Source organism: Luteibacter sp. NPDC104163, from assembly GCF_055584245.1.
Map to the genome: position 1 here is coordinate 120069 of NZ_JBVJMK010000006.1, position 13455 is coordinate 133523.

General features: G+C 66.2%; 13 protein-coding genes. 3 read left to right on the forward strand and 10 right to left on the reverse strand.

The features are described from left to right. Nucleotides 1–119: 119 nt before the first annotated feature. Nucleotides 120–2234: a TonB-dependent receptor family protein gene (locus ACZ6YI_RS09500; protein ID WP_465778431.1), complete on the reverse strand. Its 2115-nt coding sequence runs from the start codon at nucleotides 2232–2234 to the stop codon at nucleotides 120–122. Nucleotides 2235–2359: 125 nt separating this feature from the next. Here ACZ6YI_RS09500 and ACZ6YI_RS09505 point away from each other — a divergent pair, with 125 nt between their 5' ends. Both ACZ6YI_RS09505 and ACZ6YI_RS09510 read left to right on the forward strand, forming a co-directional pair. Continuing rightward, a complete protein-coding gene (locus ACZ6YI_RS09505; RefSeq protein WP_440327995.1) occupies nucleotides 2360–3196 on the forward strand; it encodes a class I SAM-dependent methyltransferase in 837 nt (278 codons plus the stop codon). A 1-nt stretch (nucleotide 3197) separates the two neighbouring features. Beyond that, nucleotides 3198–3779, forward strand: coding sequence for an rRNA large subunit pseudouridine synthase E (locus tag ACZ6YI_RS09510; protein ID WP_465778432.1), 582 nt, complete (start codon nucleotides 3198–3200; stop codon nucleotides 3777–3779). A 165-nt stretch (nucleotides 3780–3944) separates the two neighbouring features. Here ACZ6YI_RS09510 and dgoD read toward each other — a convergent pair whose 3' ends face one another. From dgoD to ACZ6YI_RS09550, 8 genes are read right to left on the reverse strand one after another with little or no spacing between them, the layout of a single operon-like run. Next, nucleotides 3945–5096: a galactonate dehydratase gene (gene dgoD / locus ACZ6YI_RS09515; protein WP_465778433.1), complete on the reverse strand. Its 1152-nt coding sequence runs from the start codon at nucleotides 5094–5096 to the stop codon at nucleotides 3945–3947. Nucleotides 5097–5107: 11 nt separating this feature from the next. Then, entirely contained in the window at nucleotides 5108–5719 is a 612-nt protein-coding gene (locus ACZ6YI_RS09520; protein ID WP_465778434.1) for a 2-dehydro-3-deoxy-6-phosphogalactonate aldolase, read from the reverse strand. A gap of 5 nt (nucleotides 5720–5724) precedes the next feature. Then, nucleotides 5725–6531 (reverse strand): SDR family oxidoreductase, encoded by an 807-nt coding sequence (locus ACZ6YI_RS09525; RefSeq protein ID WP_465778435.1) that lies wholly within the window; start codon nucleotides 6529–6531, stop codon nucleotides 5725–5727. Nucleotides 6532–6533: 2 nt separating this feature from the next. After that, entirely contained in the window at nucleotides 6534–7421 is an 888-nt protein-coding gene (locus tag ACZ6YI_RS09530; protein WP_465778436.1) for an SMP-30/gluconolactonase/LRE family protein, read from the reverse strand. Further along, nucleotides 7421–8422: an L-arabinose ABC transporter permease AraH gene (gene araH, locus ACZ6YI_RS09535; RefSeq protein ID WP_440327989.1), complete on the reverse strand. Its 1002-nt coding sequence runs from the start codon at nucleotides 8420–8422 to the stop codon at nucleotides 7421–7423. Before araH ends, ACZ6YI_RS09530 begins: the two co-directional genes overlap by 1 nt. Before the next feature lie 4 nt (nucleotides 8423–8426). Then, nucleotides 8427–9956, reverse strand: a complete 1530-nt coding sequence (araG, locus tag ACZ6YI_RS09540) for an L-arabinose ABC transporter ATP-binding protein AraG (protein ID WP_465778437.1) — start codon at nucleotides 9954–9956, stop codon at nucleotides 8427–8429. Continuing rightward, entirely contained in the window at nucleotides 9956–10948 is a 993-nt protein-coding gene (locus ACZ6YI_RS09545) for an arabinose ABC transporter substrate-binding protein (RefSeq protein ID WP_465778438.1), read from the reverse strand. The genes araG and ACZ6YI_RS09545 overlap by 1 nt, the downstream gene beginning before the upstream one ends. A gap of 27 nt (nucleotides 10949–10975) precedes the next feature. Beyond that, on the reverse strand, nucleotides 10976–11974 hold the full coding sequence (locus tag ACZ6YI_RS09550) for a 2-dehydro-3-deoxygalactonokinase (protein ID WP_465778439.1): 999 nt from the start codon (nucleotides 11972–11974) through the stop codon (nucleotides 10976–10978). A 104-nt stretch (nucleotides 11975–12078) separates the two neighbouring features. Here ACZ6YI_RS09550 and ACZ6YI_RS09555 point away from each other — a divergent pair, with 104 nt between their 5' ends. Continuing rightward, complete coding sequence (locus ACZ6YI_RS09555; RefSeq protein ID WP_465778440.1) at nucleotides 12079–12945, forward strand: LysR substrate-binding domain-containing protein; 867 nt, start codon at nucleotides 12079–12081, stop codon at nucleotides 12943–12945. A 37-nt stretch (nucleotides 12946–12982) separates the two neighbouring features. Here ACZ6YI_RS09555 and ACZ6YI_RS09560 read toward each other — a convergent pair whose 3' ends face one another. Beyond that, nucleotides 12983–13399 carry a hypothetical protein gene (locus ACZ6YI_RS09560; RefSeq protein ID WP_465778441.1) on the reverse strand — a complete coding sequence of 139 codons (417 nt, stop codon included), beginning with the start codon at nucleotides 13397–13399 and terminating at the stop codon, nucleotides 12983–12985. Nucleotides 13400–13455: the final 56 nt, after the last annotated feature.

Consider the following 13455-nt stretch of genomic DNA (forward strand, 5'->3'; position numbering starts at 1 on the left):
GCCCACCCTGTGGGCGACATCTTTCGCCAGCTACTCCGGCCTGAGGGAATCGCGCGCAAGCGCGCTCCCACAACAGAGCTGCGCAGGCTTTTGTGGGAGCGCGCTTGCGCGCGATGGTGTTACCGCCAGGTCACATCGACACCGACCAGGAACGTCCGCCCCGGTGCGGGCTCGAAGTACCGGCCGTTCCCATCGTTGACGATGACCGAGCCGATCACATGCCGGTCCGCCAGGTTGTCCACGCGGGCGAAGGTATTCACCCGCCACGGGCCTTCGTCGAATACGTAGCCACCCGACAGGCCGAACAGCGCATAGCCGGGTGCGACGGCCGTGCCCAGGTCGTTCGCCGTCGTGGCGCCCATCGCATTCATGTCCACCCCTGCCTGCACGCCGGTATCGCCGCCGTACTTCAGCGCGGCATAGCCCATCGAGCGGGGGACGCCAGGGATACGCGTGCCGGCACTTACCGGTGTATCCGGTGCCGCGCAGCCGGCCGACACGCAGGTGAGGAACGGTGTGCGGAAGCTCGCCTGGAGGTGCGTGTAGGACGCCACGAGGTGCAGTTCATTCGCGAGCGTGCCGTCGAACGACGCCTCGATGCCCTGGCGACGTGAGCGCGCGATGTTCTGGTACGTGGTACGCCCGCCGACGTTCGTCGCCACCGCCAGTTCGTTGTCGCTGTCCGCACGGAACACAGCCAGCCCGGCCTTCATGCCATCCGTGGGTTGCAGCTTGATGCCGACTTCGCTGTTGCGCGACTTCGAGGGTTTCAGGTCGAACGCCAGCCCCGCGCCGCCATCGGCCCGGTAGCCGATTTCGGAGAAGGTCGGCGTCTCAAACCCACGGCCCCAGTTCGCATACACATGGGCCCAGGAGGCGGCGCGCCACAGTACGCCGAACACCGGCGTGGTGTCCGAATAGCGTTCGGAACCGCTGTCGTCCGGATTGCCGGGCACGATGTAGCGGTCATCCGAGCCGAAGTGCACATCGCTGTGGCGCACGCCGCCCATCAGGGTCCACGCCTCGGCGACGCGCCACGTCGCCTGGGCGTACTGGTCGAAGTCGAAGACCCGGTCGATCTCGTCGCGGCGTAGCGCACCGCGCACGCCCAGCGCGGTGCCGACGAAATTGTTGTAGCCCTGGCGATGCTGGTGCTGGTTGTCGTATGCCACCCCTGCAGCAAGCTCGAAGGGCCGGCCCAGCAGGTCGTCGCGCCAGGTCCAGCGCGCATCGCCACCGCCGTAGGCGTTGCCCAGGTCGACCACGCCGCCCGAATTCCCGCGCTGCGAGGTCTGCGTCGCCACCGGAATCGACAGGTACTGCGTCACCGTGCGCTGGCCGTAATAGGTCATGACGCGCAGGCTGTTCGCGTTGTCGATCCGCTGGTCGTAGATCAGGCCAGCCTGCTGCTGGTCCGCCGACTTGCGCGTGTTGAACGTGTCCGCGACGCTGGCGACCTGGCGTGGATCGGCATGGAACTGGGCCTTGGTCAGGCCGAGCGGATCCTGCGCCCCCGGAATATCCACCGCGTTGAGCACCAGGGTGAGCTTGCGGTCGTCGTCGATCTTCCAGCCCAGCTTCGCATTACCGGATTCGCGCCGCGCCGCGCTGTGGTCGCGGTATCCGCTGGTGCGGAAGTGGCTCAGGTCCACGTTGTAATCGACCGGCCCTTCCACGCCGCGCGCATTGAGCGAGGTACGGAAGACGCCATTGCTGCCGCCCGCCACGCCGAACCGCCACTCGGGCGGCGTCGTGCCATCGGCGGTGAACAGCTGGATGACGCCGCCGGAGGCGTTGCCGTACAGGGCGGAGAAGGGGCCGCGCAGGACTTCGACCCGTACGGCCGAGTCGAGGTTGAAGTGGGTCACCTGGCCCTGGCCATCTGGCATGGTGGCCGGTATGCCATCGGTGTACAGGCGTATGCCGCGGATGCCGAAGGTGGAACGCGCGCCGAACCCGCGGATCGAGATCTGCGTGTCCTGCGCGTAGTTCTGCCGGTCGCGCGCGGTGACGCCGGGAATCGACTGCAGCCGCTCGGAGAGATTGACGTCGAGCGTGCCATCGGGCGGCGTGCGCACCGAATCGATGGCGGCGGGAATGTCGTAAGGCGATTGCGCGCTGCGCGTCGCCGTGACGACGACGGGCGCAAGCGGCTGGGCCTGCTGCGCGGCGGCCGTACCGCCGAGCGCAAGCAGGATGGCGCCCGTGAGGAAGCGGGCCGGGGGGACGTGCATGGGGTAGTCCCTGTGGGGGGAAACCCCATGATGCTCGTCCATCCGTGACGGCCAGTGCAAGACACGCGTCGCCGCGCCGGGGCCGTGATAGATTTCGTGCCCTGTCCCCCACGCTGGTAGCCGTCATGAAGAAGCTCCTCCTTGCAGGTCTCATCGGTCTTTCCCTCCCGGCTGCCAGCATGGCGATGGATGCCGACCAGCCCGCGCAGGCCACGCCGCCGGCCAGCGCCAGCCAGGCGTCCGCCACCCAGCTCGACGCCGCCGTCGCCGGCAAGTGGCGCGATCCGAAGAACTCCGCGCGTGACGCGTACCGTCATCCGAAGGAAACGCTCGCCTTCTTCGGCATCCGCCCGGACATGACGGTCATCGAGATCTGGCCGTCGGGCGGCTGGTTCACCGAGATCCTCGCCCCGTACCTAAACGCGCACGGTCACTACATCGGCGCGGTGCCCCCGGGCTCGAAGAGCAAGACCGCGCTCGAGAACAAGTTCAAGTTCGCCCCGCAGCAGTACTCGAACGCGAAGCTGGTCGAGTTCGACGACAAGAAGCCGGTGCTCGGCCCGGATGGTTCGGCCGACATGGTGCTGACCTTCCGCAACGTGCATAACTGGGCTGCCGACGGCAACGCCGAGACGATGTTCAAGTCCTTCTTCAAGGTGCTGAAGCCGGGCGGCGTGCTTGGCGTGGAAGACCACCGCGCCGACAAGGGCAAGACCCTCGACCAGGTGGTCAACACCGGCTACCTGCCGACCGACTACGTGATCAAGCTCGCCACCGATGCCGGCTTCAAGCTGGACGGCCAGAGCGAGGTCAACGCCAACCCGAAGGACAACCACGACCACCCGAAGGGCGTCTGGACCCTTCCGCCGACGTTCGAGCTGGGTGACAAGGACAAGGCGAAGTACCAGGCCATCGGCGAATCCGACCGCATGACCCTGCGTTTCGTGAAGCCCGCGCAGTAACGTGCTGGTCGCCCTGAACAAACCTTTCGGGGTGCTGTGCCAGTTCACCGACGAAGCCGGCCGGCGTACGCTGGCCGACTTCGTGACGCAGAAGGGTGTCTACGCCGCCGGGCGCCTCGACCACGATAGCGAAGGCCTGCTGCTGCTCACCGACGATGGGGTGCTGCAGCACCGGCTTGCCGACCCGAAGCACAAGCAGGCGAAGACGTACGTGGTGATGGTCGAAGGGACGCCGACCGAGGAGGCGCTGGAGAAGCTGCGCCGCGGCGTCGTGCTGAATGATGGGCCGACCTTGCCGGCAGGCGCCGAGCTGATCGACGAGCCAGCATGGCTATGGCCGCGCGATCCGCCCGTACGCTTTCGCAAGACGGTGCCGGATGCCTGGCTGAGGATCACGCTGAAGGAAGGGCGGAACCGCCAGGTGCGCAGGATGACGGCGGCGGTGGGATTGCCGACGTTGCGGCTGATCCGCGAAGCGATCGGGGATTACCGGTTGGATGGGCTCGTTTCGGGCGAGACGCGTGTCCTTGACGCCGATCGCGCGCAAGCGCGCTCCCACAAAGAACCGCGCAACCGACGCTAGTAAATCGTCGTAGGAGCCCACCTTGTGGGCGACATCTTTCGCCTCAAGGCCACAAGGCCCTGCGGCGTTATCGCGAACGGCGTCGCCCACAGGGTGGGCTCCTACGGAGCAGAACGCGCTGACGCTAGCGAAGCCCCTGTGGGAGCGCGCTTGCGCGCGATGCTCCTACCACTCCGCGACAGACCCATCCGGGTGGCGCCACAGCGGATTGCGCCAGTCCTGCACTTCGCGACTGCGCTCGATGATCAGCTCTTCGTTCACATCGATGCCGAGACCCGGGCCGGTGAACGGCTGCGCGTAACCGCCGTCGTCGAGCTTCAGCGCTTCCTTGTTGCGCACGTAGTCGAGGACTTCGCCGCCCTTGTTGTAGTGGATGCCCATGCTCTGTTCCTGCAGCGTGGCGTTCCAGCTGACGAAGTCGACGTGCAGGCAGGCCGCCAGGGCGATCGGGCCGAGCGGGCAGTGCGGGGCGAGGGCGACGTCATAGGCCTCGGCCATGGCGGCGATCTTCACGCACTCGGTGATGCCGCCGGCATGCGAGAGATCGGGCTGGATGATCGAGATGCCGCCACGCTCCAGCACGCCCTTGAACTCGAAACGCGAATACATGCGCTCGCCGGCTGCGATGGGGATCGACGTGGCAGCGGCGATGCGCGGGTAGTACTCGGCCTGTTCCGCAAGCACCGGCTCCTCGATGAAGAGCGGACGGAACGGCTCGAGTTCCTTGACCAGCACCTTCGCCATCGGCGCCGAGACGCGGCCGTGGAAATCCAGGCCGAACTCGATGGTGTTGCCGAAGGCTTCGCGGATCTCCGCGACCTTCGCCACCGCGGCATCGACGTGCTTGCTCGAGGCGATGATGCTCATCTCCTCGCAGCCGTTCATCTTGAACGTATCGAAGCCGTGGGAGAGGCGCTCTTTCATCTGCGCGATGATGTCGGCCGGGCGATCGCCACCGACCCAGCAATACGTCTTCATGCGATCGCGCACGCGGCCGCCGAGCAGTTCGTACACCGGCGCGTTGAGCACCTTGCCCTTGATATCCCACAGCGCCTGGTCGATGCCGGCCATCGCGCTCATGAACACCGCGCCGCCACGATAGAAACCCCCGCGGTACATCTGCTGCCAGATGTCGTTGATGCGCGAGGGGTCGCGGCCGATCACCATTTCGGAAAGCTCGTGCACGGCGACTTCCACGGTGCGCGCGCGGCCTTCGACGACCGGTTCGCCCCAGCCGGTCACGCCCTCGTCGGTTTCCATCTTCAGGAACATCCAGCGGGGTGCGACGCGGTACGTGGTGATCTTGGTTACTTTCATGCTTTGGCCGGTTAGACGGATCGGTAGGCTTTGACGAAGGCTTCTGCGCGTTCGCGGGTGCGCGACACGGGCTGCCCCGGCTTGTACAGATCGCCACCGAGCCCCGCGCCGATACAACCCGCGTCGAGGAATTGTCCTACATTTTCCGGCGTGACGCCGCCCACCGCCAAAAGCGGCATATCCGGGGGTAAAACGGCCCGGATCGCCTTGATGTACGAGGGGCCGTAGACGCTGGCCGGGAACAGCTTCAGCGACTGGGCGCCGGCCTTCAGGGCGGTGAAGGCCTCGGTGGGGGTGGTGAAGCCGATCGAGGTGTACATGCCCCGGGCCCGGCCCTGGCGGATCACGTCGGGGTCGGTATTCGGGGTGACCAGCAGGGTGCCGCCCAGGTCGGCGACCCGGTCCACGTCTTCCGGGGTCAGCACGGTGCCGGCCCCGACCAGGGCCCGGTCGCCCGCGGCCGCGACCGCCATGGGGATGCTGCGCTGCCAGTCGGGCGAGTTCAGCGGAACTTCGATGGCATCGAAGCCGGACTCGATCAGGGCTTCGACGTGGGCAACGACGTCATCGGGGGTGATGCCACGGAGGATGGCGATGAGGGGGAGCGCGGTAGGCCAGGCCATGGGGTTCACTCGTGGTAGAGCTGGGAACGGCCGCCATCGATGCGGATGTCGGCGGCGTTGATGTAGCGGGCCTCATCGGAGGCGAGGAACAGCGCGGTGTACGCGATTTCCTGCGGCTCACCGATCCGCTTGTTCGGCAGGATCTCGGTCTGCTTGCGGCGCTCGGCCGCCGGGTCCGGCGCGGCAGCGAAGCCGGCCTCGGCGATGGCGGTGAGGACCAGGCCGGGCGAGATCGAGTTCACGCGGATGTTCTTCGCGGCGTACTCGAGGCCCAGGGCCTTGGTCAGGCCGATCAGGCCGTGCTTGGCCACCGGGTAGGGGAAGCAGTGCGGGATGATCTTGTGGCCGTGCACCGAGGCGATATTGATGATGCTGCCGTGGCCCACGGAAAGCATGCCGGGCAGCACCGCCTTCGCGCAGTTCCAGGCGCCCTTCAGGTCGACCTCGAAGCAGCGCGTCCATTCCTCGTCGGTCAGCGACAGCGGTTCGTTGAAGACGTTGATGCCGGCATTGTTCACCAGCACGTCGGGCGCACCGAAGCGCTCGGTGGCCGCATCGACCATGCGCTGGATCGCCGCCGGGTCGGTGACGTCGGCCTGGAACAGCATCGCGTGTTCGGTGTTGAGCTCGGCGAGCGTCTGCCGGGCCTGGGCGTTGTCCTCGAGGACGTTGAGCACCACCGAAGCACCATGGGCGGCAAACAGCTTCGCCGTGGCCGCGCCGATGCCCTGGGTGGCGCCGGTCACGATGGCCACCTTGCCGGCGAGGCGGGGGACCGGGGTGGTACGCGGATCGGGTGTGATCGTGGTCATGCTTAAACCTTGTGTCCGTAGCGGGCCTCGGGGAGCCCGTGGCCGCGCGGGGGCGTGCCGATGAAGATGGCACCGTTCAACGGTTCGTCTTCGAGCACGGCCTCGTCGATGTACTTGAATGCCGAGGTGATCACCATGCGATCCAGCGCGGGGCCGGCGAAGGTGACACAGCTCGGCTGGCGGGCGGGAAGCTCGATGGTCGCGTCGAGGCGGCCATCGGGCGCGTAACGCGCGACGCGCGATGCGCCCCACTCGGCATTCCACAGGAAGCCGTCGGCATCGATCGTCGAGCCGTCCGGTTCCATGCCCTTGCGCAGCTCGGTGAACACGCGGATGCGGTCGACCTCGCCACTCGCGGCATCGTAGTCGCAGGCCATGATCTGCGCGGTGGGCGAATCGGTGAAATACATCGTGCAGCCATCGGGGCTGAAGCAGATGCTGTTGGTGATCGCAGCCTTGGGCAGTGCCAGGCGGTGCAGGCGGCCATCGTGGGTGTAACGCCAGAACGAAGCGACCTTCTCCGGCCCGGCTTCATTCAACGTGCCGAAGACCAGGTTGCCGCCGCGGTCGCAGCGCCCGTCGTTCGCGCGCGTGCCCAGGATGTCGGGCTCGATATCCGCGAGGATGTGCAGCGTGCCATCGCGGGTGTCGTAGCGCGCCACCTGCTTCTCCAGCGCGAGCAGGAGCACGCCCTTCTGGTGGGTCAGGGCGAAGCAGCACACGCGCGCCGGCAGCTTCGCCTCGCTGACGTGGCCCGTGGCGGGATCGTAAGCGTACAGGTGCGAGGTCGCGATATCCGTCCAGCGCACCACGTTGGCGAGGTCATCCCAGATCACGCCCTCGGCGTGGGCCTGGCGTTGCGGGGAAAGCGGCTTGAACGAATCGGTCATCAGCGCGACTGCCTGCGGTTCTTGAGCTGGTCCACGAGCACGGCGATCAACAGGATCGTGCCGCGCACCACGTACTGGTAGAAGGCATCGATATTCAGGAGGCTCATGGCATTTTGCACGGTGCCCATGATGAGGACGCCAACGAGCACGCCGCTGATCGTCGCCCGGCCGCCCATCAGCGACACGCTGCCCAGCACGCACGCCGAGATCACATCCAGTTCGAAACCCTCGCCCGCGTTGGGCTGGCCACTGGTCATGCGCGACGCCAGGATGATGCCCGCCAGCGCGGCGACCGCGCCCTGGATCAGGAAGATGGCGATGCGCACGCGGTCGACCGCGACGCCCGCCAGGCGGGCGGCATCCGGGTTGCCGCCGATCGCCAGGGTGTTGCGGCCGTAGATCGTCTTGTTGAGCAGCACGCCGAACACGACGAAGCAGGCCACGGTGATCCACACCGGCACCGGCAGGCCGAACAGCTCCAGAGCGCCCAGGGTGAAGAAGGCTTCGCTGGTCACGCCCACTGCCTGGCCCTGCGAGGTGATGAAGGCCAGGCCACGCACGATCTCCATGGTCGCCAGCGTGGTGATCAGGGCGTTGATCCTGAGCTTGGCGATGACGACGCCGTTGAACGCGCCGATCGCCGCGCCCGCGGCCAGGCTCGCCGCGATACCCAGCGTGACGCTGCCGGTGGCATTGGCCACGATCGCGCAGAGCACGCCGGAGAAGGCGACGACCGAGCCCACCGAGAGGTCGAAATCGCGCGAGGCGAGGCAGAACATCATGGTGCAGGCGACCATGCCGATCTGCGACACGGACAGCGCAAGGCCGACCACGTTGTCCCAGCTGAAGAAATACTGCACCGTGAAGCTGAGCACGGTGAACAGCGCGATGAAGATCAGGATGAGGCTGTAGTCATCCACGATCTGCCAGAGCAGGGCGCGGCGGCGGTCGGCCTGCGTCTCGCGCGTGGCCCCGATGGCTGCGGCATTGGTCTCGGTCATGGCTTCAAACATTCCTCATGGGGGTGGCGCTGGCGCCTTCGGGGAGCGCGGCGGCGAGCACGTTGTGTTCGTTCGCTTCGCCACGGTTGAACTCGGCGGTGATGCGCCCGCGGCACAGCGTGATGACGCGGTCGGAGACGCCGAGCACTTCCGGCAGCTCGCTGGAAATCATCACGATCGCGACACCGCGGCCGGCCAGCTCATACAGCACGTTGTAGATTTCGTTCTTGGCGCCCACGTCGATGCCGCGGGTCGGCTCATCGACGATCAGGACGCGCAGGTCCTTCTCGGCGAGCCAGCGCGAGAGCACGGCCTTCTGCTGGTTGCCGCCCGAGAGCAGGCGGATCTCCTGGCGCCGGTGCGGCGTGCGGATGCGCAGGCGCTCGATGAAGGTATCGGCGGTGCGCGCTTCATTGCGGTCGTTGATGAACAGGCCCGCAGTCAGGTGGTTGCGCCGCGTGCTGATGTTGATGTTCTCGGCCACCGAACGCACGCCGATGATGCCTTCTTCCTTGCGGTCTTCCGGGCAGAACACCAGGCCATGCCGGATCGAGTCGCGGATCCGCGAGGGCTTGACGGGACGGCCATCGACGCTGACCTCGCCGGCCAGCCGGCGGTCGGCACCGTAGACGACGCGCATGACTTCCGAGCGGCCCGCGCCAACCAGGCCAAAGAAGCCGACGATCTCGCCCGCCTTGACGTCGAAGCTCATGGGCTGCGGCACGGCGCGGCCAGACACGCCCTTCACGGAAAGGCGCACGGCCCCGTGCTCGCGCGGCTGGTAACCGAAGATGTCGCCGATGTCGCGGCCGACCATGCGCTGCACGAGTTCGTCTCGGGTCACGCCCTGCAGCGTGTCGAAATCGGCGACCTTGCGGCCATCGCGGAAGATGGTCGCGGCATCGCACAGCTCGAAGATCTCATCGAGGCGGTGCGAGATGTAGATCATCGCCTTGCCCTGCGCGCGCAGGTCATTCACCAGGCGGAACAGCACTTCCGTCTCGCGGTGGGACAGCGAGCTGGTCGGCTCATCGAGGGCAAGGATCTTCGCGTCGCGCAGGATCGCCTTCACGATCTCCACCATCTGCCGCTGGCCGATGGAGAGCGACTTGAGTCGGGCGCGCGGGTCGAGATCGACGCCGAGCGCGTCGAGCCGTTCACGCGTCCACTTCAGGGCCGAGCGCCGATCGACGAGGCCGAAGCGGGTCGGCAGGCGACCGAGCAGCAGGTTTTCCATGACCGAGAGCTCGGGCACGTACTGCAGCTCCTGGTGGATCACGGCGACGCCGGCGCCGATGGCGTCGGCGGCCGAACGGAAGTGCATGACTTCGCCGTCGATCGCCACTTCGCCCTCGTCGGGGATGTACTCCCCGCCGAGGATCTTCATCATCGTGGACTTGCCGGCACCGTTCTCGCCGAGCAGGCCGTGCACGCTGCCGGCACGTACGCTGAAGCCCACGTCGCCGAGCGCGCGCACGCCGGGGAAGGTCTTCCCGATATGGCGGAATTCCAGGCGTGGCGCGACCGCGGCCATCAGAGCCCCATTTCCTTGCGCACTTCGGCCGCGTTGGCCTTGGTGATGAGGCGGCCGGTGGTCAGGGTGAGCGGCGGCGGGGCCTTGTCATTCTTGATCCACTCGTACATATCCACCGAGGTTTCATAGCCGTGGCGCTTCGGGCTGATCAGCACGCTGCCGAAGAAGCCGGTGGCATCGGCCTTGGCGAACTCGTTCAGCGCGGACTTGCTGCCGCCGATGCCGACGCCAATCATGTTGGGAGCGCGGAAACCGCGGCCTTCGGCGGCACGGACGGCACCCAGCACGGCTTCGTCGTTCAGGCCGAACGCGATCCAGTGCTTGTACTTCGGGTTCTGCGTGATGGCGATGTTGGCTGCGTTGAAGGCGTTTTCCGTATCGGTCTTCGCTTCCGGCGCGTTGACGACGTTGGCCTTCGGGAAACCGGCCGCCGTGAGCGCGGCGATCGCGCCATCGGTGCGGTCCTTGGCGGTCGGCAGCTGGTCGTACGAGATGCGCAGTGCCCCCGTCTCTTCCGGCTTCCAGCCGCGCTTCTTCATTTCATCGGCAATGGCCTGGCCGACCTGTTCGCCGATCTTGGTGGCGGAGATGCCCATGTGCGGCACGGATTCGATCGGCTTGCCCGAGCCGTCGACCAGGCGGTCGTCCACGGTCATGAGCTTGAGCCGGTTCATCTTCGCCTTGGCGACGATCGACGGGCCGAGCTTCACATCGGGCGTGCAGATGACGAAGCCCTGGGCGTGCTGCGCCTTGAGGTTGTCGATGGCGGTGAGGACTTGGCCGCCGTCCGGTGCGCCGATCTTGACGAGGGTGAAGCCCTTCTCCTTCGCGGCCTGTTCGGCGTACTTCCATTCATCCTGGAACCATGGTTCCTCGGGCTGCTTCACGACGAAGCCGATCTTGACCGGTTCATCGGCGGCGAACGCCGGGCTGGCGGTCAGCGCCAGGGCCAGCGCAAGGGCTTTGAAACCCAGGGCGATCTTGATCTTCATGCGTTCCCTCCTCGAAAGTTTCGCTGTTTAACCGAGCAAGCCGCGGCGGCGGGCAATGGTGATCGCACCGTAGCCGGCCAGGTCGCGTTGCTCGTCGTCGCCCAGCACCGTGACGGTGCCGGAAAAGAAGTCGTCGCCTTCCACCAGGCGGCCGATCGCTTCACGCAGGATCGGCTTGCCGCTGATGACAAAGCGGGTGCCCGGGCTCATCCGGATCGCGCTGGAGTTCTTCAGCGTGAGCAGGTCGGAGCCGAGCACCGCACCCAGCAGGAAGTTGGCGCGCGCGTTGGCGTCGTACACCGCGAACTGATCGAGGATGCGCACGCTGAAGCACGCGCGGCCCAGGCCGATCTTGTTGGCGGAGGCGGCACCGGCCAGCAGCATCTCGGGGTCGATGCGTTTGGCGAAGCCCTCCTTCAGCGAACCGGCCAGGATCGTGTCGTGCGAGATCACGTGGAGCAGCTCGCCGGCGAGCGTCGTCACGCAGCCATCGATGCGCTGGTTGGCATCGATGCTGACGAACTTGGAGTGCGAGCCGGGCAGGACGATGACGGTGGGCTCGCGCAGGTTGAGGCGCTCGACCAGGGCAAAGGATTCAGTCTCCTCGCCGCGCATCATGTCCATGGCCTCGCAGTTGTGCAGGCCGATGTGATCCACCTTGTTGCGCACGCCGGGCACGAACCAGATGGGCTGGTGCCACACGTTTTCGACCAGCGACTCGCGCATGGCCTTCGCCAGGTCATCGATGCCTGCGGCGGCGGGCACGTGCGGGATCTCGCAGAGGCCGACGTTCGACGTGATCATGCCGGAGGCCAGCACGCGGCTGACGTCGGCGCGATCGAGGTTCGCATCGGCCAGGGTCGCGGCGATGGTCTCACGCAGCGCATCTTCCAGTTTGCGGGTGCTGCCGGTGATCGCCGTATCGCGGACGCCCACCTGGGTGGCGGCCTGTCCGATGGGCTGGCCGTCACGCCACGCGGTGACGCGTGTGTTGGTGGTGCCGGTGTCGATGGTGAGGGTGTTCATCGAGGGTCCGTTCGCTAGACCACCCGATTCTTGGCGCCGCCCGCCGAGGCAGGCAAACTAGAAATTCTTCGGGCTTTCCCCAAATTTTTTTTGAAGACTTCGCGATGAAGCGTTCGCTACCCCTCAACGCCGTGCGTGTGTTCGAACTTGCGGCGCAGCATTTGAGCTTCACCAAGGCCGGTGAGGAGCTATCGCTGACAGCGGCTGCGGTCAGTGCGCAAGTCAAATTGCTGGAGGCGTACCTCGGCACGCCGTTGTTTGTGCGTAGCAACAATAAGCTGGCGCTGACGGCAGCGGGCGAGAATTACTTCCCCCGCGTCAGGGATGTTTTTCGTGCGTTGCAGCACGCCACGGACCAGGTCATGGGCCAGCGGAATGCCTCCTTGCGGGTTGCCGTGCCTGCTACGTTCGGTACGAAGTGGCTCGTTCCCCGGCTGTTTCGCTTCTTTACGAAGCACCCCGACATTGCCGTCGAGGTGGTCACGGACGGGGGCGATGCGGGCTGGGATCTGGCGATCGACGACCGGATCGGCGAGGGCATGGACCTGCTGGTGACGACGGGCTATACGCCGGTCTGCGCGCCTCGCGTGGCCGAGGGCATCACCGAGCCGTCCGACCTGTTCCAGCATCTGCTGCTCCATGAGCGCCCGGGCCGTCGCGCCGTGCCCATCGCCAGCTGGGACCAGTGGTTCGAGCAGGTGGGCGTGGAGCCCGGGGCGATCTCGCGCGAAATGGGCTTCGGCGACGGCACCATGATGTTGCAGGCGGCCATTGAAGGGCAGGGCGTCGCGCTGGCGCAGGACTTGTTGGTGGCTTATGACCTGGCTGCGGGGCGGCTCGATGCGCCGATCGCGGCTGACGTGCCGCTTCGGCACACCTATTACCTGGCGGTTGCACGTGAGGCGGCGTCAAGAGAAGAGACGAACGTTTTCCGCGACTGGCTCATCCTTGAGCTTGGCGGGAAGTCCTGACCAGCAACGGGGTCCAGCACGCGCTTTGGCGTATCTTTCAGGCGCATCCCCGCCACTCCTTCCAGGTCGCCATGGGATCATCAAGGGAGTTCCATCCGTCGGCTGCGACTTTTGTGATGCGATCCAGAATCGTGGCGATGTCGGTTGTCTTCAGTTTCACGAACGAGCGTGCGTAGCAGGCGCCTTGTTTCGGGAACCAGTGCGTTGTCCGGCGTTCCCACGGCCCATCGACGAGGACGCGTAGGCGTCCCTCATTGAGGTGTGGTCTGATTTCTCGAATGAGATCTGCATTGTCGACGCGCACGTCGATGAGGCGGTCGCGGTAGTCGCGAAGACGAAGTTGCGCCTGGCTATCGTCGCCAGTGAGGCCGACGACGACACAGTTGACCTCCTTTGCAAGACGGAGGTCGGGTATCTGACGGGTGTAAGGGACGGTGCAAGAGTTGACGGTCACCGATAGCTCCATATGCACGACGGTCGCGCGACGGGAGGGATTGTCGCCTGCCATCA